The following is a 22099-nucleotide window of genomic DNA, read 5'->3' as shown; positions in this document are numbered from 1 at the left end:
TGAACTTTAGTAAAGGCACCCAGTGCTGTAATGTTAAAACGACAAAAGCCTTAGCCTATGCATGCTGCGGTTTCGTTCCCTATACATGCGTCTAACTAACTACCCTATGACCTTACGAAACGTTTGTGCCTTTACCAAAACGACTACTCGTATCGCCTTGTTCTTCTTGGCGGGATTGAGTGTCTCTTACGCAGAGAATAAGCCCGAAAAGCTTGAATGGCTCAAGGATGCCGGCTTTGGCCTGTTTATCCATTGGAGCGTGGATGCCCAGATCGGGACGGTGATCAGCCACTCTTTGGTTGGTGCGTCGCCCGAGTATGCGAAGGACTTTTTTGAAGAGCTTCCTAAAACCTTCAATCCGACCCGTTTTGATGCGGATGAGTGGGCGCGTCAGGCTAAGATCAGCGGTTTCAAGTACGTTGTTTTCACCACAAAACATCACTCCGGGTTCTGTATGTTCGATACGGATACTTCGGAGTTCGATATCAGCTCCACTCCTTACAAGAATGACATTGTAGCCGAGGTGGTCGATGCGTTCCGCGCTCAAGGGATCAAGATCGGATTCTATTTCTCGCCTGATGACTTCCATGTGCTCTGGAAGCAAGGAACTGAGATCACGCGCACAAAGCCAGAAGCCTTGCCGGAAAATAACCCTGGTTTGTACGACGTGAATGTAGCTCAGATGAAGGAGCTACTCACTAACTACGGGGACATCGACGTCATGTTCCTCGATGGCCCGAAAGGGCACAATGATGGCGGTCTCAAGGAGCTGATCTGGGAAATGCAGCCAAACTGCCTGATTACCCGCGGCGCGATCAAGACTCCGGAGATTTCAGCTTCCACGACTCAAAGCCTTCCTGAAGAAGTTCTCGATGTACCTTGGGAGGCAAACTTCACTATGGGAACCTCTTGGCAGTTCAAGCCAACCAACGAAACTTACAAAGATGGCGGTTTGTGGATACAGAACCTAATTGAAACCCGGGCCAAGGGAGGGACGATGCTTCTTAACATAGGACCGGACCAATCAGGAATGATTCCACACGAACAAAACCGTACTTTGATCGAGATGGGAGCGTGGATGATGTTGAACAAGGAGGCTATTTATGAGGTTCGTCCATGGCATGTCATCCGAGAAGGAGATATCTGGTATACAAAGAAAAAGGACGAGGACACCGTTTATGCCTTTGTTTGTGGCGATCCATGGACTTGGGGGACTCGTCGCAACTTCCTCCTCGAGCACGTAAAGGCGAGCAAGAAGACTGAGATTTCGGTACTTGGCCAGACCAGCAAGATTCTCGAGTACTACTTGGATGTAGATCCTTCAGTGCGTTGGGAACAGACTGACCACGGATTGATGATCTCAGCCATGCGGGCACAACGTATCTACAACGACCGCAAATGGCCAAACCCAGTGGTTCTTAAGATCACAAACGCGAAGCTCCCTTAAGGACTCGCAAGTTCGTCTTTTTTGTAGGGCGGCACGTTGAGCCGCCCTTTTTTTGTCTCTATCTTTTTAGGGCTTCCGCTTGCGGAACGCCGCGTTGCAGGATTATGAATCTGCGGCGTGCCGACGAGCGGCAGCCCTACATTTCGCCGGCTCAAAGGTCCAACTCATTGCCCCAGAGCCAGACTGCTAGGTCGTTTTCTTTTTGGAATCGAGTGTCTCCCATTTGGCTGTGCCAGTTTTGTGATCGCCCGTTATCGCTTTTGCTTCGGACCTTCACATCCCAACGGTATTTGCTCGGTTCCCCATTTCTGTCTTTACCGTCCTTGTCGAGGGTTCGCTTGAAATCCATCTCGAGTTGGCTGGCTCCGAACTCATTGAATTCACTCCGTAGTTCTGAATCACCTACATCCAAAAACTCGGCGAACTTTGCCTCTCCGAGGTTGCTTTGGAAGCGTTCAAGGAGAGCGTCGTAAACATCGGCACCGCCGCTGAAAGGCGAGACGCTAACGGAGAATGAGTTGTCGTCTTCCTTGTTGAGTACCGCGTTTTGCTTCACGAGATTGTAGTAGGACTCTCTGGCTTCGCTTATGGATTGAGTCAGGGAGTTTCGTTGAGTCTCGTTTAAGTCGTAGAGAGTGGCGAAGGTGTCTGTAATATTTCCATTACTGTCGAACACCTCTAGGCGAAAAGTCCCTTGCTCGAGCTCTCTCATCTGCTTGATGAAAGTCCTGAGAAACTCGCTATTTGCGGACTGCTCTGCCGCTGGATCAGGTGATGGGGCAGATAGGTTCTCAGTTGTTATCCTTTTTGTCGATACTGTCGCGGGCTCGGCCGGTGTCATCTGTGCGGGCACCTCGTCAACGTGTGTTTGCTCGTGATAACGATAGCTGTCCGATCGTTCTGAGTTGGCTGATTCTTCTCCGTACTGGAAACCAAGATAGCCACTTGTGGTGCAGGCGGCTATGGATACGCAGGCGGCGGTGATCATCGTTTTCGTTTTCATCATTAGAACAGAGTTAATTGACTGCAATGCGGAGGCTGGCGTCTGTAGAGCGATGGTTGCGAATGAGCTGCTCGTGGCAGGAGCGGCATAGCTTGACGCTAGACCCGCACTCAGGGCTGCTGCAGTTGTAGGAATGCCTTTGTGCTGAAGAATCCGCTTCAGTTTTCCGAGCGCTCGATCGACCCGCATGCGGGCGGCGTTCTCGTTAAGTCCGACGGAGCGGCCTATTTCTGCGTAGCTTGCGTTCTCGAGAAATCTGAGAACGACGGCGGTACGGTCTTTTTCCGGGAGGTCGGCCAAAGCGGAGTCGAGGACCGGCTCTACCTTTCTCCAATTCTCGTCGTAGCGACTGGCCTGTTCGTTTTCAGAGAGTTCGGCGGAGCTTTGTTCCCGTTTCTTTCGGCTCTGTTCCGACCGGTTCGCATCGATGGCGAGGCGAAAAGCGACCTTGTGGATCCACGCCCCCAGAGAATTCTTCCTTTTCAAGCTCTTCGTATCGTGGGCGAGTTTAATGAAGACGTTTTGGGCGACTTCCTCAGCTAGACTCGAGTTTTGGGTAACCCGATAGGCAGTCGAGAACGCGATGCTAAGGTGGCGCTGCACCAGGGCTTCGAAAGCCTGGTCCGACTGTGCCTCTGTGAAGGCGTCTAGTAACTCTTCGTCCGTAGTGAGCATTTTCTACACTATAGACGATACCGATTCCTAAGACCGCACAAAATTGGGGGAGTTTTTTTTAGTAGCGCGGTGCTTTAGCCCGCGTCGGTGGATCGGTGGAGGTTGTGGTCTGGGGCAGGATGCCCCCGCTACTTTGGTTTTCAGAATTCAGCCCACTCGCTTATCTCGAAGGCGTTTAGCCAAATACCTTTGTTTTGCGACCCGTTGAAATTGATCACGACGGGGCTCTTGCCGTCTGACTCAAAAACGATTTCTGCGGTAGCGACTGGGGAGAACTGCATCTCCTTGCCTTCAGTGACCTTCGTTGTGAGTGAGTCTCCTTCGATAAGGCTTGGGGAGGAAAGGGTGAGCTCATCCTCGTAGGGTACTTTGTGGATGGTCAGGCTCTTCAGCTTGTCCACATTCGTATCCATGTGGTCGGAGTTGCTGCGTGGCGCGTGGTGCCAGGTGGTGAGCTTGTAGATCCCTTTGGGAAGTTTTTCGAAGGTGAGATCGAGGCCTTGCTCATCGATGGCGACAACGCCGTCGCCGTAGGCGTATCCATATTTACCTATCACATTCATTTCTCCTAGCCAGCGAATTACGCCCGACTCAGAGCTTGGTGCGATTGTCACTGACGCATCAGGAATCGATGTGAGAGTGTAGGATGATGGCTCGTTGTCGGTGCCATTCCAGAGGTTCCAGTCGAATTGCACAAGCTGATCGTGGGCTCCTAGGTCGACGCGTTCGCTACGAAAGTCGTAGATTGCTTGTGCTGTGTTCACTACAATGTCGTTTCCGATTGTAGAGCTTGTGAGAGATACTGTTGTAGAGCGAAGGCCAGGGGAGCTGGCGGTGACACGGATTTTTCCAGGACTGTGCCCAGCTTGTATCAAGGCGGGCGCGACACCGTATTCTGGGAACATCGGATTCGCGTTGATGTTCGTGCCATCCCCAATCACTGAAGCGTCTCCTTCGACCTTGAAGGTAACGAGGTTTTGAGCGTCGGGAACGATTACACCCTTTGCGTCCACAATGTGAGCGTAAGCCACAACAATGTCGGTGCCGTCGGCATGGAATTCACGTCCCTCGGTATCGAGCACGAGTCGGAGCGCTGCTGGGGAACCAGCGGATTCTTTGATCGACTCCATTTCGTTTCCATCTTCAAAGTACGCTTTCGCTACCAGTTTACCTTCGGTGTATTCAATATTCTCGAAATGGAACGGTGGGTGATCGAGCCCCTTGTACTTCTCGTCGGAGCTCGGTTTTTGACGAGAGATTGATTTGCCGTTTAGGAAAAGCTCAACTTCGAGAGCGTTGCTGTAGACTACGACTTCTTCAGTGCCTGGCATCCATTCCTCTTTGATATCGACGAAGGGCGCTTCGAGAAGCTCCGCTTTGTACCAATCGAGGTAAGGGCGAGGGTGGCGGAAGATTGTCATTGCACCGCTGCGAGTGCGGTCACGCTTGTCGTTGGCTTTGTCGTGAGTTGGGTGGAAGGTGTAGTAGGCGTGGGCGACCCAGGAGATGAGGCCGACCATGAGGTCGTCCTGTTTGTAGGGTGCGACGTGCTCGGCTCCGCTGCGTCCTTCCATGGCGAACATTGGCTCGGAGCGATCCCAGATGAAGGGGCCATAGAGCATGTTGGCATTGATATCAGTCAGGCCGGAAGCTTGCCAACCCGTCCAGCGAGCTCCTTGCGAGGCGGTGAGGCGAGTGGGGTCCTCTTGCTTAACCGTGTTGTGCATGACGGGCACGTAGCCGCGGTGGTTGATGCCAGCTCCCCACATGACGACCGAAGGGTGGTTGCGGTGGTTGCGGATCATGATGCGGGCGGATTGCTCGAAATTGTCCCACCACTCACCATCGTTTGACATGGAGATCCAGGAAGGGGCTTCTTCGTAAACGAGGATTCCGAGTTCGTCACAGGCGTCGATTAGAGCATCGTCCTGAGGGTAGTGAGCGGTCCGCATGACGTTGAAGCCGTACTCCTTAAACTGGAGCATGTCCTTGTAGTGAAGGGAGTCAGGAAGCGCGTCGCCGATGTATGGATACTGTTGGTGGCGATTGAAACCGATGAGCTTGATTGGTTTGCCGTTGAGTACGAAGCCGCGAACGGGATCGAGGTCGAACTTTCGGAGTCCAATGCGGTTTTCGAGCACGTCGACCGGCTGGCCGTTGACGCTGACCATAGTGTTGACGCGGTAGAGGTTGGGATTTTCTGTGTCCCAAAATTTTACGTCGTCCTCGAGACTTCCGATTTGGTTGAATTGTAACTCTTGTCCAGCAGCGATTTTCTGAGACTGTATCAGCTTGAGCACGACAATTCCACGATTGTCGATGATGCGGTTTGTGACTTCGGCTTCGACGGTGGAACGAGATGCATTTTTAACGGCAGTTTTGATGTTGATCGTGGCATTGCCGTTCACGGTATCGATTGTTGGAGTGGTGATGTTGATGCCAGAGGTTAGGCTCTCCCAGTTGAAGCCGATGTGGACAGGGTTGGTCTGCACGAGATAGACATCGCGGTAGAGACCGGAGAATTTGACATAATCGAAGGGGCCTGGATCGGGAGGAACGAAGGCGTTGCGGCGGTTATCGACGAGGAGGGTGATTTGGTTGGATTTTCCGCGGGAGACAAAGTCGGAGATGTCGAAATGGAAAGGCGTGTATCCGCCGATTGAGTGTTGACCGACGTGTTTGCCGTTTACCCAAAGGTCGGTAACTTGGTGAGCTCCTTCGAACTCTAGGAAAACCTTTTTGCTGGAACTGGAGGTGACGGTAATGGATTTGCGGTACCACCCAACGTCGCGGTGGAAAACGAGCTGAGTCTTCTCGTCTTGAAGGTCGTCGAGAGTGAGGGAGGTGAGGGCGAGCGTGTGAGGGACGTCTACTAACTCCCAATCGGAATCGTCGTAATTCTTTTTATAGTACTCGGCTTCAGCTTCGCCACGATGGAATCTCCATCCTTGGTTAATGCTCTGCTTTGTTCGGTCGGTTTCTGGAAAACCGAAGGGGAGATCAGCTGCAGAGATGCTGGTGAAGCTAGTTGCAATTGCTAGGAGTACAATGATTAGGTTCTTCATTGAGGGTAAGTATTAAGAGCTCCATTTTGTAGGGATCCTTAGGCGGGTCCACAGAGCTCTTTTGTACTTATTGAACCTAAAGCGGTTGTATTTTCGTTATTCGCCCTTTGTCCAAATAACCGCCTGGGTAATAAGGGTCTGAAGTTGGGGGCTTGCCAGTATACTTGCATCGTGGCCAAGAGTGGTGGCAAAGCAACGTCCCTTCCCAAATTGCCCTACGAACACGCTCGGCTCCCACTCCTGAGTGCCGCCAGGTTCGCCTGAGAAGGATGAGGCGACGATCGTCGCATCGGGGTGGACTTCAACATTTCGCCAAAGTTCGTCGAAGTGAGTTTGCGGGTTGAAGTTTTTTAGAACGGGGTGAGAGGGCTCATCGAGCCGGACAGGGAAACTGTGTCTCTTTCCATGGGTCGTTCCCGACAAGCCCCACCGCATGAGGGAGATGGCGAAATAATCGTCCCAATCATGGAAAGATGTGCTGCCCGCGTGTACCACGACATGCCCGCCTCCATTTCGCACAAAGTCGACGTAGGCAATTTTCGCTTCTTCGCTCCACTCTGAGACCGGTTTTTTTACGCTCTTGCTCGCGAACGTATTCCAATTCGAGACAATGACATCTATTTCCGAAAGATCCGCAGCGTTCAGGGTTTGCGGAGACTCGGTGACTTTGACCGAAATTTTTTCGCTCGATTCGAGGAAAGTGTGGATGAGTGGAGTTGTAAGCCTCCAGTTGTGGTTGTTTTGACCACTGATAAGGAGGACATTGATCGTTTGGGCCTGAGACGAAGTTAAAAGTATCAAGAAAGAGAATACTGTAAGGATTTTCATTTTTTGGATTTGGGAGAATGACTGTCTGTCGGGACGTTCTGTTTCTTTTTCCCGTAGTGAAAGATCTGAAACAGGATAACCGCAACGAATAGCAGTCCGAAAGCGTTAGGGATCACCAAGTACCAATCCGGCTCCTCACGAAATAGACCGTAGGATGTCCAGGCAACTACGTTGGCGAAGCCCATCCCCCACATAAATAGGGAAAGATCGTTGGCCGATTTGCTTTTCCATGTTTTGAGAATTTGGCCTGGGAGACCTAAGAACGTCATCAACAAGCCTGTGATCATCGCGATAGTTCCCAGTGTGCTTTCCATACCTGCTATTCGATTAGATGGTTGAGTGTGTAGTAAGCCGATACAACGCTTGGTCGTTTACCGGCCACGCTCTCAGAATCGATTGTTATACGATAGACTCTGTCTTTTTGGAGGGGGACATCGAATTCGAAGGAAAGACCATAGTCGGATTTTTGGGTGATTACAGCCTTCTCTTTTTGTTCGTCTACTTTGGGTGATCCGTATGCGTCGCTGTAGTTGTATCCCCAGTGACTCACCTTAATGTCGTCGTTCGATAGTGTATCGAGATTGCCAGGACTGGTAAACTCGACTTTGAAGCCTGTAGCCGTTAACTTAATGTCTTTCATTTCGAAGGGGACTGTTTCTCCATCCCACTCAACGCGTTGAAGACCATAGAGCTTACCGCCTCTAGAACGCCAGCCACGACCGGTTTGACCCACCCATAAACTACCACTGTCATCGAAACTGAGGCGGATTGCTCCCGACTGGAGATGGTCGATGAAGTTGAAGGCTGCACCTTGATATTCGCCGTTCACCTTTTGGAGCGAAACACGAGTGATATTAGAGCGAGCTTGGCAGCCGATAAAAATCTGATTTTCGAAAGGACCGAATTTGCCCTTTGTGTAATTGAATTCTGGATTACCGGGAGAGTTGTTCAGCTCGCCATGTGGAAGATACACTGAAGGAAGCTTTCGCATATGCTCGAAGTTTTCTATCTGAATCTTCTCTGGTTGCCCGCGAAAATCTGGATGATCGAGGAGAGTGGACGGGTGCCCGTAGAACTTTCCTTCCTCTATATGAGCTAGAAAGGAGGCAGCGACCCAGCCGCCTTGGTTTTCGGTGTACCAAATTTCGTCGGACACCTTATCGATTCCTATACCGGCAGGGGAGCGGAGCCCAGAGGCGAAGGGAGTCATCTTTCCATCTGGAGAGATCTTAACGTTCCAACCATCGTATCCTCCAGCGCTTCCCATCCAAGTGTTTTGCCGCATCATCATGTCGTCAGGCCCATTGGCCAGATTGATGTTGAGGTAATAGTTTCCTTCGGAATCTACGACTGGACCATGGATGTACTCGCAGTAGTCACCGATGTACCTCCAGTCGTCACAGAGAGTTTGGTATAAGTCTGCAACTCCGTCTCCGTCGCTATCTTTGATAAGAGTGAGTTCCGGCTTTTGAGCGACGATCACCGAGCTGTTATCCACCACGTGGATACCTTGAGGATCGTGCAGATGTTCCGAAAATCGATGCCATTTCTCATCCTGATACTTCCAGATTCCGTTGTTGCGGGATGCGATCATCGCTGATCCATCGGAGAGAAATCCAATCCCTCCAACGCCGAAGAGGAGATCCTCCCCGTTTTCATCCACCGGAGTTGCGATGGTCTTAACGGAGTAGCCTTCTGGAATAATTCTCGGATAGAACTCTGTTTCCGTTGCGGCGAGGAGTGTTGCAGATGAGATAGCGAGTGACGCGAACAGTGCGTATTTCATTAGCGATTCAGTTCGAGGGTTACGCTGAAAGATGAGGCTTTGTGTGCTGGTATGCTCAGGATACCGGCTTCGATCGTACCCCTTGTGCTGCTCACGTTCTTAAATCGTGAGTTGTCCACCTGGAAACAAATGTCCTTGTCGGCGTTCCGTGTTTCAAACGAGTACATGATTTTGTTTTCTCCCTTGAAGGTGAGTTGTTGGCGGTACTCAACGCCTTCGATTTCGAAGAGAAAAACGGGCGCTTGGTCTTTCTTGTTAAGATACCCAAGAAAGTTTGGAGCGTCAGCGGCGGACTTCTCAGAGTACAGTTGCTGGTCTCTTAGTTCTTTTTGGAAGGCGGCTCGTTTGAAGTCACCGTTGTGCACATAGTCTTTGTAGCCTTGGTTGATCGGGCCTGAGGAACCTAACGGGAGGAAGGCTCCGTCGAGATTCGTGACATCTCCAAGTAGGTGATTCGGACCTGTTCCGCGTTCATGACGTTCTCCTCCAATGTCTAGGAAATCTCCATACCAGACACGGCTAACGGCGAAGGTCGATGGGTCGAAAAGATAATTGTACCCGCCCGGAAGACCGACACAGATGGAGCGTGTACCAGTGCCATAAATTGAGACACGCACTATTTTAGCCTGATCTTTGACTTCGACAATGCTTGGAGGAGGGCCTTTTCGATAGGGGCGATCGAGAACAAGGAAGGCTTGCTCAGGGCCCTTATTCTCAGGGGAGTTTAAGGTTTTTAGGTAAGCGGTGATCGCTTTGACTTCAAGATCCTCAATATCTGAATACGCCGGCATAACTGGAGGGTAGGGATTGCCTTTGTTTGGCCCGTGGGTGTAGATGGCAAGTTGTGCGTTAGGGGTTCTGATCGCGTTCTCAACGTAAGCATCGTCGATCGTGGCGACCTCATTCTTGTACTTGCCCGCGTACACGCTCGGAATCGAAACAGTTCGTTGGGTTGTTTGTGATCCCAGAAGGCCGAAGTAGCTAGGGCCGAGCATACCGAGAGCATTCTCCTGCTTTTCCACAGAGTGGCACTCTTGGCACCCCTTCTGGTGAAGCATCTCTTTTCCTAGCTCAACCAGTTCGACCGAATTTCTGTAGTCTTGATATTTGACCTGAGGCTGAGCCTCATGATTGGTATCACTCTCGACAAGTATCCTGTATTTGAAGACGAGTTCGTTTCCTTCCTTTATTGACTTGGGAGTCTCGAACAGGATCGCTGGGCTGAAGTAGGGCATGCCTTCGGCGATGTAATACTTGATATAGGACCCATCCTCACTGTCTGGAGCATTGATGAAGGTGACGGCTGCATTCTTGTCATTTGACACTTTACCTGAGAACCGAACCCAGCGAGAGCCGCTTCCGTGAATTTTTGAGGTTCGTCCTTCGCTATCGGAGAACTTCCATTTTTTTCTCAAGTCCAACGCCATTCGAAGGGAAAGCCCGGCGTATCCCCCCCAAGATTTTCCATTGGGCTCGTGCTCGAGTGGCGTTCTATCGAGCGTGATATCGGTGAGAGCTTTAAAATGAGATTTCCAATCGATCTGGTAGTTGCCGAGTTCGTCCGGTGGTGAAATCGTCACTGTACGAGACTCTGTCAAAACATCGCCAAATCCTGGCTCCTGGTAGACAATTGTGGATACGATATCTGCCGAGAAGTCCTCACGTGGAAATAGCTCAATCTTTCTGATCTCTGTCTTGCCCTCGGATTGGCCTGTCTGGCGATTTTCCTCCCAGTAATTCACGCCATTGATGAACTTCCATGAAAACCAGAGTGCGCGATGCCACGGATGGTCTTCGGGGCGCAGCTCGGTGAGCACACTCCCGTCCACTGTACTAAGCGGGTGAATGTAGGGCTTTCCTTCAGCAGGGTCGTGGTTGTGCCGCCATACGACTTTGTCATTCGCCAATAGAGCGAGTGAGTTGGCGGACTTGTCCCAGGCGAACTCGGCTGACTGAGAAAAACCGGTTGAGGAGATGCTCACGAGTGTAGCAAGGAGTATCCGAAAGAACATTACGCGAAACTTTAGGTTATGAAAATGGCCGTCAGGGACGACGGCCGCTACCTTTTTGGGTTAGATTGTCCAGGGGGCGCGAATAGGACGAGACATCATTTTTCGGGCTTGTGAGCTGCCGCGTACGGTTTCCTTTTTGGGATCCCAGCGAAGTTTCTTTCCGGTGCGGATGGAAAGGTCGGTCATGTGGGATACTATGTCGGAGCGAATTGCCGAGTTGAGGGTGGAGACCGGTTGTTTGCGGGAACGAATGCACTCAGCAAAATTTTGGCCGTGATTACGGCTTACCGGCAGTTTTATTGGTCCGGGATCTTTGGCCTTCTTGCGAAGTTCTTCACTTGAAGTTTTCAAGGAGCCTCTAGAAACAGCTACCCAACCTTCTGTGCCCATAAAAAGAGTACAGTTGCCTGGAAATTTTCCTAGATCTGGCAGCGATAGTTCCTTTGTAACTACCTGAGCGGTTTGTGTATCCATGAAACGCATCTCCAGGTCGTTTGCGTAGCGGCAATGAGCGTCCCAGTGAGTGACTGTGTCGAAGAGACCCTCGGTTGGAAGCCGGCCTGTGGCTTCGTATTCAACTGGGATATCCATTCCAGCTTCGTCGGCCCACCATTGAAGCTGGTCCAGAGGGTGTGCGCCCCAGCCAGCTACAAAGCCAATCGCGTAATCGTAGATGTACCAGATGCCTTTCTTTTGGAAATCCTGGTTTAGACAACGGTCGTAGGAGAATGGAGCTTCAGGTGCTGGACCGAGCCAGAGATCGTAGTCGAATCCATCCGGGACAGGAAGTTCCGGGGTTGCTGAGCCGCCAGCCATTCCTCCCGGTGCCCAAACGTAGATCTTTGCGATTTCTCCAATGTGTCCATTGAGCACGAGTTCAATCCCGCGTCGGCATACTTCGGACGAGCGTTGTTGTGTGCCATATTGGAAAACACGATCGTATTTCTCGGTTATTTGGCGAGCGGCGAGATTCTGTTCGATTGTGAGCCCCAACGGTTTTTCGCAATAGACGTCCTTGCCCGCTTTGGCTGCAGCGATCGACATGGGAACGTGCCAGTGGTCGGGCGTGGAGATGTGGACGCCATCGACATCGTCGCGAGCGAGGACATCGCGGAAGTCGTTATAGTGATCTTCTACTCCCCATTGCTCAGCCCGAGCGATTCGACGTTCTCTGATAGGATCGCAAACAGCTACGATTTGGCTAATGCCTTTGCTGTAGTAGTTGCCTGCCGAGCCGGATTGGGCGCCGCAAGAAAGTACGCCGATGTTAACTTTGTTGCTTGGGGCGACGGCACCGTTCTTACCCAAAACGCTAGATGGGATAATGGTTGGGAAACCAACCAATGCTCCGATGCCAAGAGCGTTTTGTACAAAGGTTCTACGAGTTTGTTGTTTGTTCATGTGGGGGGGGGGAAAGAGTTAATTAGGCGAACCATTCACGCAAGCGTTCGGCGGAGGGACGGACATTGTCCTCACCGAAGACTTCGAGCGTTGTGGGACCTTCGAATCCTATCTTCTTCAGTTCTGCCACTATTTCCGGGAGACCAATGACTCCGTCGCCGAGAGCGATGTCACCCATGCCGCAGCCGAATTGCTTGCCGCGCTTCTCTTCCCAGGCGGATCCGAGGTCCTTCCAGTGCACGTGTTTGATGCGGGATCCAAAACGTTGGATGTACTCGAAATTGTCTCCGCCACCGAGCCAGAGGTTTCCAGTGTCGAGATTGAGTCCAAATGTATCGGGTTCACCGATACGTTCGAGAACTTCGGCGGTGCCTTCTACACTATCGGTCACAATTCCGTGTGGTTCGAGCAGAAGCTCTATGCCAAGTTCCTTGGCCCATTGCACAGGCCAGTATAGTTTTTCGACAATGCTGAAGATGCGCTCGGCGTGGGAAAGGTTTTCGCCGAAGGCAGTTTTGGGATCGCCTTCGGTGGTGATCACTTGCTTTACGCCAAGGTCGCGAGCAAGGCGGATTGCCTTGATGATTTGGCCAGTTCCGTAGGTTTCCGGTGAGGTCGGGTCGAGCAGGTTGGCGTGTGCGCAAACGGCAGTAAGAGTGAGGTTCGCATCGTCGACCATTTGACGGATACGGGAAGGGTGAGCATCGAGACTCGCGGCGGCGGTAAAGCCGAACTCATTGCCAAGAATAGCGCCGTCATGACTGTCAGTCAGATCGGCGTAGTCGATGCCCATATCGCGAATTGCTTGGAATTGAGCGGATAAGGGGCTGAAAGGGGTGACGAGGGCAAAACATCCGATTTTGATCATGCTCGAGACTTTAGCAGGAAAAGGCTAGCTTGACGTTCGGATTTGCTTGCGAAAAATATTATACATCGCTTCGAGGATGAAGAAGACACACTTACAGGCAGATGATTGTTCTCCTCTCGAGGAAGCTGAGGAGAGAGGGGAAGTGAGGCTCGTGGCTTGTGGGCGTGGCCAATATCCTGGACGCAGGCTAGAGGGAGGTCAGCTTCCTGGACTTAGAACGATCGGGTACTGGGATGCGGTGGGGCTCCAGACTTGGGGACTCCCGATGCACCGTAACGAAGGTATCGAGATTTGCTATTTGTTAAGCGGTGAGACCGCATTCGCGACAGATTCTGAACGCTATGTACTTCGGCCAGGGGATATTACGATTACACGACCTTGGCAAAGGCACCGTTTGGGGGACCCCAACATCAGAGCCTGTAAGCTGTTTTGGTTCATTCTCGACGTTGAAAGTGGAGACGGGCGAGCGGCTTGGGAGTTCCCGAGCTGGATTGGTCCGGACGCAGAATCTCGCCGTGAGTTGCTAAAGGTTTTCCGGAAAAACCAACGTTGTCAGATTCGGGATGAGAAACAAGGGCTTCGGCGTTTCATGGAGAAAGCCTGTTCGCGACTGGATGAAGAGAGCCAGCTTTCAACGGCACGGATTGCGAACATGATCAACTTCTTATTACTGGAGGTTGCTGATCGACTGTCTGGCGATATTTCGGACGAGACGAGCGACCCGCAAGGATTTGACCAGACGATCCGGGAGTTCTTCCACGGTTTAGAAGCGAGCGTGGAAAAGGCCGCCGAACCTTGGGCGGTGGCTGATATCGCGCATGCATGTAGAGTCGGTGTGACTTATTTAACTGCTTCCTGTAAGGAGATATTCAATACGACACCTTCGGAACAATTGAACAAGGTGCGGCTTTTTCACGCGGCAAAGTTGTTGAAAGAGCGGGAGGAGCGGAGCGTTACGGATATCGCGATGGCGACGGGATTTAGCACGAGCCAGTATTTTGCGACCAAGTTCCGTAAGCAATTCGGGGTTACCCCGCAGGGATATAGGAAGTAGAGAGACCTAATCTTCTCGCCTCGCGTTCGCTCAAATTGTTAAGCGCAGATGGAATGCTGCGGTTAGTTGATTATATTTGTGCGGTACCCCTCGTAGTGCTTGGGTTTTAATTGGCCGCATCTGTTGCGAGCGGTACGTGCCTTTTACCCCATGAGTAGAGTTGTAGAATTGAATCGACGGCAGTTCCTAAGAGGAGCGAGCGGGATGATCGCCTTGCCGCTGCTGCAGTCACTTCCGTTAGCTACCGCAGCCTCCAAGAGCGTCGCCCCTAGGCAGTGCTTGGTGTGTGTCGGAACGGCCTTAGGGATGTATCCGCGTGAGTGGCATCCGAATGAAGTTGTTGGGCGAACTCCAAAGTTGCTTGAGCCAATGAATGCCCTTCGTGAGCATTTCACGGTAATCTCAGGGCTGGATCACGGCGTGAATGGAGGGCATAAGGCGACGCCGGCTTTTTTGTCTGGGGTATATCAACCAGAGTTCGTGGGAGATTCGATTGTGGTCAGGAATCAGATCACACTCGATCAGCTTGCTGCCAAGACGCTTTGCCGTGATACACGTTTCCACTCCCTGCAATTAGGGGCCTCGCCAGGGCAGCCGACGCAAACGCTTTCTTGGGATGAAAATGGCGTGCCATTGTTACCGGAATCCGATCCGATCAAAGTCTTTAACCGTCTTTTCGTTGATGATGTAAATCCGCAAGCCGCGAGTCGGAGTATGGATTTCAAGCGAAGTGTTCTTGATCTGGTAGCGGATGACGCACGTCTTCTGCAAAAGGAGGTCGCTTACGAGGATCGTGAAAAACTCGAAGCTTACTTCAGCTCGATCAGGGATGTCGAAAAGCGAGTCGCTCGACAGCAGGAATGGGTGAATACTCCAAAGCCGGGAGTCCCGCCGCTGCTGGAAAGGGCTACGACCTTTCACGAGAACCTGGACCTGATCTTCGAACTGACGGCCTTGGCTTTGCAGCATGATTCGACTCGAGTTATAACTGTCGAACTTCCGCAAGGGGGACTGCCCATAATTCTCGGTGAAAACCAACTATCGGGATATCACGGGCAATCCCACCATGGTAAGGATCCTGAAGTCGTGGAGGAGCTGATCGAAATCGAGCTGATGCACATGAATTCTTTGGCTAAGTTCATTTCCCGTTTGGACGGTACTCACGATGGTGAGGCGAGTCTACTCGACCGCACGCAAGTTCTCTTTGGTAGTGGCTTAGGAAATGGTAGTTCCCACTCCAACAAGAATTTGCCGGTCCTGCTCGCGGGTGGAGGCTTGAAGCACGGCAGAGACCTTGAGTTCGAAGAAGGTAAAGGAACTCTCTCCAACTTGTATGTAACGATGTTGCAGCGTCTCGGAATCGAAAGAGAGACATTTGCTAAAAGTACTGGAAATCTGAATGCTCAGTTGGTCTAACTCCTTTCGAGTCGGAAGTATTGGGCTCGTTCTACTTGGGGGCGGATCTGCGTATTCGTCTATTGGTGACTACGAGCATAGTGTGGCTCCGTTTATCGAGGAGCACTGCGTGAAGTGCCACGGTGAGGAGAAGCAAAAAGGCGATGTACGCCTTGATGATCTGGCATGGGATTTTAATGATGGATCTAATGCAGTCGCTTGGCAGGACATATCCGACATGCTGATCATTGGTGATATGCCTCCTGAAGAGGAGGAGCGGCCGCCTGAAGGAGAGATCTCGAAAGTTGTTGAGTTGATCGATACCCAGCTGCGTCGAGCGGCTGAGGCACAGCAAGGGGGAGGGCGGATCGAGATTCGACGTTTAAGTCACAGCGCCTTGGATAATACGGTCCGTGACTTACTGGGGATCGAGCAACTTTTGTCTGAGAACCTTCCAGCGGATGCGGAGTTCGAGGGATTTGAGAACTTGGCAATGACTTTGGATGCCAACCCAGAATTGGTTTTGAAGCTTCAGGACAATGTGAGACGATTAGCGGCTATTGCTCTTTCAAGCGGGGAGGATCCTCGACAGAATCTGATTTTTGAAGCCGATGATCTAGGGCATGGACGTAGTGTTGAATTACGTGATGGATTTGTGAATACTGCGTCAGGAAGGGATCGCAATGCTGCGATATGGCCGTGTGGGTATGTCGTGCCAGAGGATGGGCTCTATCGGGTTCGTATCAGGACTTTTGCTGGAGACAATAGATGGGAGCTTGAAGAGAAAGGGATCGAATACCGCTATACCAAGCAAGATTACAACGAGAGCATGGCGAAGCAGAAACGTCGTTCGCCTGACGATACGAGATTGGCTGCTATCGTTGCCATACAGGCGGAAGAGGCCCGTCCTCAGGATTCGGGTACATTGCCAGGGCGGCGAGTTGGTTATTTCTACTCCGAGAAAGACGTAGCTTGGGATACTGTCGACGTCCGGTTGAAGAAGGGGGAGAACATCATGATCCAGTATGCGTCGGCTGCGAACTTGCAGGCTCCGCCCTATGCGATCGTAGAAGGGAAGCGAATGTTGGTGGCGGAAATCCTCCATGTGGGTGAATTGCAAATCGAGGGTCCGCTAATGGAGAGCTGGCCTACGAAAGCTTACGCTGGACTTTTGAATAGTGATGTAGACTTGGGGGGAAGAGTGTCAGGATTTCTTGAAGAAGCGTTTCGCCGTCCTGTGCTTGAGAGTACGGTGAGCATTTACACAGAGCTTTTCCTAAATGGAGTGGAGCAAGGGTTGAGCGATGAAGAGGCGATGCGGAACTTATTGGAGGCGGTGCTTTGTTCTCCGCGGTTTTTGTTCAATTACGACCGCGGGGATGGCGAAGATGCTTGGGGGCTAGCGAACCGTTTGTCCTATTTTCTTTGGAATTCGGCTCCCGATAACGAACTCCGTGAAGCTGCTGGGGCAGGTAGCTTGTTGTCCCCAGAAGAAGTCGGGCGGCAAGCAGAGAGAATGCTCAAGGATCCACGCTTAGAACGCTTCGTCCACGATTTTACGGCCCAATGGCTTGGGCTAAAGGACATAGAGCTCATGCGACCTGATCCGAAGCTGTATCGAAATTACGAACCCTTGCTTGAGGGGTTGATGGCGGAGGAGAGCAGGGAGTTCTTCCTACATGTTTTGCAAGAGAACCTGCCTCTGACGGCATTCTTGGATTCTGACTTTGTAGTGATAAATGAACGACTCGCGAAGCACTATGATATTCCTGATGTGGTGGGAGATTACTTCCGTGAGGTTGGAATTTCAGAGGATAGTCCGAGGGGCGGTTTGCTCGGTCAGGCTAGTATCCTAAAACTAACTTCAAATGGAACACGTACCTCTCCTGTTGTCAGGGGGGTATGGGTACTCGAAAATGTGCTGGGCGCTCCTCCTTCGCCACCGCCAGCGGATGTTCCTCCTATTGAACCTGATGTGAGGGGAACCACAACGATTCGTGAGATGTTGGCCAAGCATCGTGAGGTTGAAACCTGCAACAGTTGTCACCGAAAGATCGACCCTTGGGGTTTTGGATTAGAGCAGTTCGATGCTGTGGGAGCTTTCAGGTCGGAGTATCGAAACGGACAAGACGTGTATTCAAAAGGAACCGTCTCAAATGGTTTCTTCGATGGTGTGACAGAGATGAAGAGTATATTGCTCGAGCGTTCTCAGCAGTTTTATCGGGCGTTAACCGAGAAGCTTTTTACTCATGCCTTGGGACATCCACTCTCGTTTGACGAAAGAATTGTTGCGGATGATATCGCAGACCGAAATCTCGCCGAAGGGCTTGGTTTCCGTGATTTGATTTTGGATATCTGCAGAAGTCATTTGTTTATGAATACGGGAAAGTCTAAAGACGAAAGTCGTATTCTTCACAGTAGCATCGATTGATTGCTATACCAAACAAACAGGCTCATCGCCATTTTGCGGGGAGGGTTTCTTCCTTACGAAAACTCCTGTAGGAAGCGGCCTTGAGCCGCGATTTCAATGCGAGTGATCGCGGCACAAGGCCGCTTACCACAATAAGTTGAATACTCATATGCAGCAGTTTCCACTGTCTTTGCGGATGAGCCACAAAAAAGCCCGCGGGCGATAATGCCCGCGAGCCAAGTTTACTAACCCACGCTAGTGGTGATTTTTTCTAGCTTCTGTATGCCTTTGGATAGCTAGAAAGATAGGGTGTTGGTGATGAACCAACTCCGGACGTCTGGAGCGATGCGGTAGAGCGCATTCTGTCCGTCAGGATTCGTAGTGATGACGATATCATCTTCGTCACCGAATAGGTTCCGAACGTTTAGCTGGATCTTCCAATCCACATCGTCATTCATGATCTTGCGATTGTAGCTAAGCCAAGCGTCGAAGGTCGTTTCGGATGCTCCCTCGAAGCGATTGTAGGGGTCCGATACGGCCAAGCCGTCGTCGCGTATGATCAATTTAGCGCCTGTGGAGGATGCGGATTGGTAGCGCATCGCGCCGCCAACGCCAGCCCCCTTGAGCTTGCCCTCTCTGAACTTGTAGTTCGTGACGGCATTGAAGCGCCATTCGCGTACTTCCGGAGCTGGGAATCCGTCCTGGCTTTGCAAGTTCACGACTTCAGCCAAGGACTGCTGCAAACGGATCGAAGGCTTAGTGATACCGTTGACGCTTTCGTTGATGCCCAAGAGACCGAGATCTCGCAGATTAGAGTAGAGCTCGCCAACGTAACGGCCGAACGGCTCGCCGGAGCCATATGGAACCGCTTCCGTCTGAGTCAAGTTGGCAGAAACGTTCCAGCTCTTGGTAGGCCTACCTGTGAGGTACACGCCCCAGCCTTTTGATCTGACATTCTGGACACCTTTCAAGTTATCGACACCGGGCCCTGTCTCCACGAACTGCAAGCCGTCATCGTTAAGCTCATATTGATACAGATCAGAGAGACGGTCAGGTATGAGGCCACGGAGGTCGTTAACAAGGTCCATCCAATCCCGGTATCCGGCATCCCATACGTTTTGGATGTTTACGACACCAGATCCGTCGACCAAGTCGAAATCTGTATCCGGTTGAGGATTACCGTCTGCGTCGAGATTGCTGAGTCCTGTGTTATCAAGGTAAACGTCGTACCAATTGTTGATCCAGTTCAAAGGACGGCTACGAGCGTGGTTTACTTGGCTGGTAAGGGAACCAGCCGACTTGTACTGCTGGTCTGTTTCGTAGCGATTGACGCGCAGATTCCAGGCATCCCCAGCAAAGCTGATATCGACGCCATACTCGACGGTCTCACCCTGCGGGGCAGGAATGAAGTTGAGATCATGGTCAATACCGCTCTCGCCCGGTGAGAAGTTCTCGGATACGCCATAGTGTGCCGACACTCGGGATAGTGGCAGATTCTCCAGGTACTTTTCCGGGAGGTGGCCAACGACACTCCAGGTGGTGGTTTTGCCCGTTGGATCCGTAACTGGAAGCACGGCCGCAACTGAATCAGTGAGGAGCTCGTTTCCTACGCGTACGATCCCGCGAGTATCTGGGCTGCCGTCTTCTCTGAATAGCATTTCGCCTGTTTCAGGGTCTACACGTGCTTGCTGATACTCGGTGACGTCATCCTCTCTGAGTCCCACGAGACCTACGATGTGGCCGTCAAAAAGATAGGACTGCCAGGCGAGAGCCTTACTCTCAATTTCTTCGCGCTGGTAGTTGACGTTGCTAAGCCAACGGCGGAATGTCCAGGGCTGCTCAATGAAGCCTTCGCCCACCGGATCGTTTACAGTAGAGAACTTCGGGTCTCTGCCTGGTCCGGAATATGGGTAGTGAAGGGTCGTGAACGTGTCACCATCTTGCATGAGCATGTCACGACTCAACTGGTTGAAGCGCATTTCGCCTTCTTCCATTCCTGCCGCACTTGCGTCTGTCAGGTAGTAAACACCGTTGAAGCCGTTCTGGCCTGAGTTGAGCGGGTTGGCGTTTCTGACCGGGCCATCAAGGAAGCCACGAGTACGGAACCGGCTTTGGCGGAACTCTTCTCTTTGCGCGAGGAGCGTTACGCTGTGGCGGCCGAGTGGCGCCCACTTGTCACCGATATCCGCGAAGTCGAGATTGTAGAAGGCAATGGCACGCTCGTTGTCGCGCTCCCTGATTCGTCGTTCATCCTGTTCCTTGGATCCTGCGGAAGTCATGAAGGCCTTACCCGCATTTGGATTAGGAGTACCGTCTGGCAAATACGCTGTGGTATCGATGAAGAGGGCGATATTCCGGGCGTTTCCGCCGAACGGGAAGAGGGAGTACTGTTCGTGGTCCTGATGGTCGATGGCAATTTCGAAGCCACCTTTCCCGCCGAAGAGGGACTGCTCCAAGTAGAAGGTTTGAGCATCGAATTCCATTTCGACCTGGTCCATATCTCCAGTGAGCAGATTGTTCCGGTAGTCGAAAATAGCAGGATTGTTCAGGTTTCTGGTTCTGAAGCCGCCGCCTTGTTGCGCATTCTCGTATGCGCGAGTGTTTACGTGGATCGCTGGGCGATGCCTGATGCCACTCGGAGTGTTTACGTTTGAAGTTCTAGGCCAGGTACGGAAGCCCTGAATGTTCTCGCGGCCAGGAATACCAGTAGACAAATCTCCACTCGCTTGGAAGGTAACCATTCCGGGCCAGAAGAAGAACGGAGTCGAGTATACGGGATAATCTCCTTCAGCCGTGAAAGTCTCGCGATAACCTGGAGTGCCGTCTGCAGCCTCACGTGTATCCAGAATCTTCCACTTCTCCCACGATTCGATGAACCCGTCGGTACCTGCGGAGGTGAAGTAATCGTATCCGTTGTACTCCGCGAAATTTGGAGGCGGTATAAAGAAGCTGTCGTAAGCCACGATCGGAGCGATCGATTTGGGAGGTGTTCCAATCGAGTCGCCCGTTTCTAGGTTACCTCTGATTGAGGTCTTACCCAACCAGCTGCTTTCTTCATTCTTGAAAACCGTCCAATTGAAAGCGCCATAAGCGCGACTTTCATCCATGTACGCTGGATTTTGAGTGAACTTCTTATCATCTCGCAATCCGGAGAACTTAACAGCTAGGCGATCTTCAATGATCGTACGCGTGAGATCGATAGTCGCACGGACTGAGCTGTTGTGGTCGAAGCGCAAGGAGACCTTCGTCTTGTCCTCACCAACAACCGGCATCTTAACACTGTTTTCTACAACCCCGGCCGCTGAACCGAGACCGAAGAGCAAAGAGTTTGCGCCACGGCTGATGGTGATGCCGCCGGTGTTGTAGGAATCTACCCGAATATCGGTGCTGAAGTAGTTACGGGTGAAGTTTGGACGCGCGATACCGCGTACACGAGCTCCAGCGGATGGGTTGATACGTCCCGCGTCGTCGCTGAAAACGGATCCTGCGGCGTCGGCGCCGAAGTCGATTCCAGAGAAGTTTCCATCAGGTCCGCCGATCTCAGTGCCGCCGGTGTAGAGGAACAAGTCCTCGATTCCAGTGGCTCCCGTATCCTCGAGGAACTCCTCGGTTATAACCGAGATGGATGCGCCTAGGTCTTTGAGCTCTGTTTTAATACGTGTACCCGCAAGGGTATTACGAGAGCGGTAGCCCTCAGAGTCTTCGGATGAGATGACGAAAGGACTCAGTTCGAAAACCTCGTCGTCTCCATCATCGTTCTGACCATGCCCTAGGGGAGCCATCAACAGAGCGAGACCGAGCAGAGTTGCAGGGAGTCGCCTCTGGTCTGTTTGGGAATAAGCTAATTTATTCATAGTGGGTTCTAGTTTCTTAGTTTCTGACCTTTCGGACACAGGTGCCCAAAAGATCTGAAGAGGGGTAGGGGAGCGTGCGACTGGGGCGGAGCGTGCCGGCTCTGAGGCGGCACTCACGCTGCGGTTAACTGAAAGGCGGCAGTCAAGACCTCGTGGCGAGGCCGGCAGGTAATGTTGGGTTAGCTTGGGGTATTCTGAGGTAAGTTGTTTGCGGCGCTCCCAATGGGGAAGCTCCATTACTCTACCAAAATCGCCTTTTTACATGCATTGGCTTTCGTTTCCAGAATCGTGGAAAACGATA

Annotated in this window: 13 protein-coding genes; 4 read left to right on the top strand and 9 right to left on the bottom strand. The window is 51.8% G+C overall.

Annotation, left to right across the window (positions count from 1 at the left end; translation table 11 throughout):
- Positions 1–106: 106 nt before the first annotated feature.
- On the top strand, positions 107–1447 hold the full coding sequence (locus JIN87_RS00450; protein WP_200353525.1) for an alpha-L-fucosidase: 1341 nt from the start codon (positions 107–109) through the stop codon (positions 1445–1447).
- 151 nt (positions 1448–1598) lie between these two features.
- Here JIN87_RS00450 and JIN87_RS00445 read toward each other — a convergent pair whose 3' ends face one another.
- The 8 genes from JIN87_RS00445 to JIN87_RS00410 form a co-directional block, all read right to left on the bottom strand.
- Positions 1599–3125 carry an RNA polymerase sigma factor gene (locus JIN87_RS00445; protein ID WP_200353524.1) on the bottom strand — a complete coding sequence of 509 codons (1527 nt, stop codon included), beginning with the start codon at positions 3123–3125 and terminating at the stop codon, positions 1599–1601.
- A gap of 140 nt (positions 3126–3265) precedes the next feature.
- A complete protein-coding gene (locus JIN87_RS00440; RefSeq protein WP_200353523.1) occupies positions 3266–6190 on the bottom strand; it encodes a glycoside hydrolase family 2 protein in 2925 nt (974 codons plus the stop codon).
- Positions 6191–6286: 96 nt separating this feature from the next.
- Positions 6287–7018, bottom strand: coding sequence for a ThuA domain-containing protein (locus JIN87_RS00435; protein ID WP_200353522.1), 732 nt, complete (start codon positions 7016–7018; stop codon positions 6287–6289).
- Positions 7015–7332 carry a SemiSWEET family sugar transporter gene (locus tag JIN87_RS00430; protein WP_200353521.1) on the bottom strand — a complete coding sequence of 106 codons (318 nt, stop codon included), beginning with the start codon at positions 7330–7332 and terminating at the stop codon, positions 7015–7017. Before JIN87_RS00430 ends, JIN87_RS00435 begins: the two co-directional genes overlap by 4 nt.
- 5 nt (positions 7333–7337) lie before the next feature.
- The gene (locus JIN87_RS00425; protein ID WP_200353520.1) at positions 7338–8804 is read right to left on the bottom strand and encodes a DUF7133 domain-containing protein; all 1467 of its coding nucleotides are present in this window, start codon (positions 8802–8804) and stop codon (positions 7338–7340) included.
- Entirely contained in the window at positions 8804–10786 is a 1983-nt protein-coding gene (locus JIN87_RS00420) for a DUF6807 family protein (RefSeq protein ID WP_200353519.1), read from the bottom strand. Before JIN87_RS00420 ends, JIN87_RS00425 begins: the two co-directional genes overlap by 1 nt.
- Before the next feature lie 90 nt (positions 10787–10876).
- Positions 10877–12217, bottom strand: a complete 1341-nt coding sequence (locus tag JIN87_RS00415; protein WP_200353518.1) for a Gfo/Idh/MocA family protein — start codon at positions 12215–12217, stop codon at positions 10877–10879.
- A gap of 22 nt (positions 12218–12239) precedes the next feature.
- A complete protein-coding gene (locus tag JIN87_RS00410) occupies positions 12240–13085 on the bottom strand; it encodes a sugar phosphate isomerase/epimerase family protein (protein ID WP_200353517.1) in 846 nt (281 codons plus the stop codon).
- A gap of 76 nt (positions 13086–13161) precedes the next feature.
- On the opposite strand from JIN87_RS00410, the gene JIN87_RS00405 reads away from it, so the two are divergent.
- From JIN87_RS00405 to JIN87_RS00395, 3 genes are all read left to right on the top strand, one after another.
- The gene (locus JIN87_RS00405; protein ID WP_200353516.1) at positions 13162–14139 is read left to right on the top strand and encodes a helix-turn-helix domain-containing protein; all 978 of its coding nucleotides are present in this window, start codon (positions 13162–13164) and stop codon (positions 14137–14139) included.
- Between the two features lie 150 nt (positions 14140–14289).
- A complete protein-coding gene (locus JIN87_RS00400) occupies positions 14290–15555 on the top strand; it encodes a DUF1552 domain-containing protein (protein WP_200353515.1) in 1266 nt (421 codons plus the stop codon).
- Positions 15539–17965 carry a DUF1592 domain-containing protein gene (locus JIN87_RS00395; protein ID WP_200353514.1) on the top strand — a complete coding sequence of 809 codons (2427 nt, stop codon included), beginning with the start codon at positions 15539–15541 and terminating at the stop codon, positions 17963–17965. The genes JIN87_RS00400 and JIN87_RS00395 overlap by 17 nt, the downstream gene beginning before the upstream one ends.
- A gap of 275 nt (positions 17966–18240) precedes the next feature.
- Here JIN87_RS00395 and JIN87_RS00390 read toward each other — a convergent pair whose 3' ends face one another.
- Positions 18241–21798 (bottom strand): TonB-dependent receptor plug domain-containing protein, encoded by a 3558-nt coding sequence (locus tag JIN87_RS00390; protein ID WP_200353513.1) that lies wholly within the window; start codon positions 21796–21798, stop codon positions 18241–18243.
- Positions 21799–22099: the final 301 nt, after the last annotated feature.

This window comes from Pelagicoccus mobilis (assembly GCF_016595505.1).
GTDB classification, from domain to species: Bacteria; Verrucomicrobiota; Verrucomicrobiia; order Opitutales; family Opitutaceae; genus Pelagicoccus; species Pelagicoccus mobilis.
Note: the sequence above shows the minus strand (reverse complement) of the source record. Positions and strands in the feature narration are given on the sequence as shown.

Bases quoted from the DNA above. Each gene is read 5' to 3' on its own strand.
- JIN87_RS00450 (WP_200353525.1), top strand. From the start codon at position 107: ATGACCTTACGAAACGTTTGTGCCTTTACCAAAACGACTACTCGTATC.
- JIN87_RS00445 (WP_200353524.1), bottom strand. From the start codon at position 3,125: ATGCTCACTACGGACGAAGAGTTACTAGACGCCTTCACAGAGGCACAG.
- JIN87_RS00440 (WP_200353523.1), bottom strand. From the start codon at position 6,190: ATGAAGAACCTAATCATTGTACTCCTAGCAATTGCAACTAGCTTCACC.
- JIN87_RS00435 (WP_200353522.1), bottom strand. From the start codon at position 7,018: ATGAAAATCCTTACAGTATTCTCTTTCTTGATACTTTTAACTTCGTCT.
- JIN87_RS00430 (WP_200353521.1), bottom strand. From the start codon at position 7,332: ATGGAAAGCACACTGGGAACTATCGCGATGATCACAGGCTTGTTGATG.
- JIN87_RS00425 (WP_200353520.1), bottom strand. From the start codon at position 8,804: ATGAAATACGCACTGTTCGCGTCACTCGCTATCTCATCTGCAACACTC.
- JIN87_RS00415 (WP_200353518.1), bottom strand. From the start codon at position 12,217: ATGAACAAACAACAAACTCGTAGAACCTTTGTACAAAACGCTCTTGGC.
- JIN87_RS00410 (WP_200353517.1), bottom strand. From the start codon at position 13,085: ATGATCAAAATCGGATGTTTTGCCCTCGTCACCCCTTTCAGCCCCTTA.
- JIN87_RS00405 (WP_200353516.1), top strand. From the start codon at position 13,162: ATGAAGAAGACACACTTACAGGCAGATGATTGTTCTCCTCTCGAGGAA.
- JIN87_RS00400 (WP_200353515.1), top strand. From the start codon at position 14,290: ATGAGTAGAGTTGTAGAATTGAATCGACGGCAGTTCCTAAGAGGAGCG.
- JIN87_RS00395 (WP_200353514.1), top strand. From the start codon at position 15,539: ATGCTCAGTTGGTCTAACTCCTTTCGAGTCGGAAGTATTGGGCTCGTT.
- JIN87_RS00390 (WP_200353513.1), bottom strand. From the start codon at position 21,798: ATGAATAAATTAGCTTATTCCCAAACAGACCAGAGGCGACTCCCTGCA.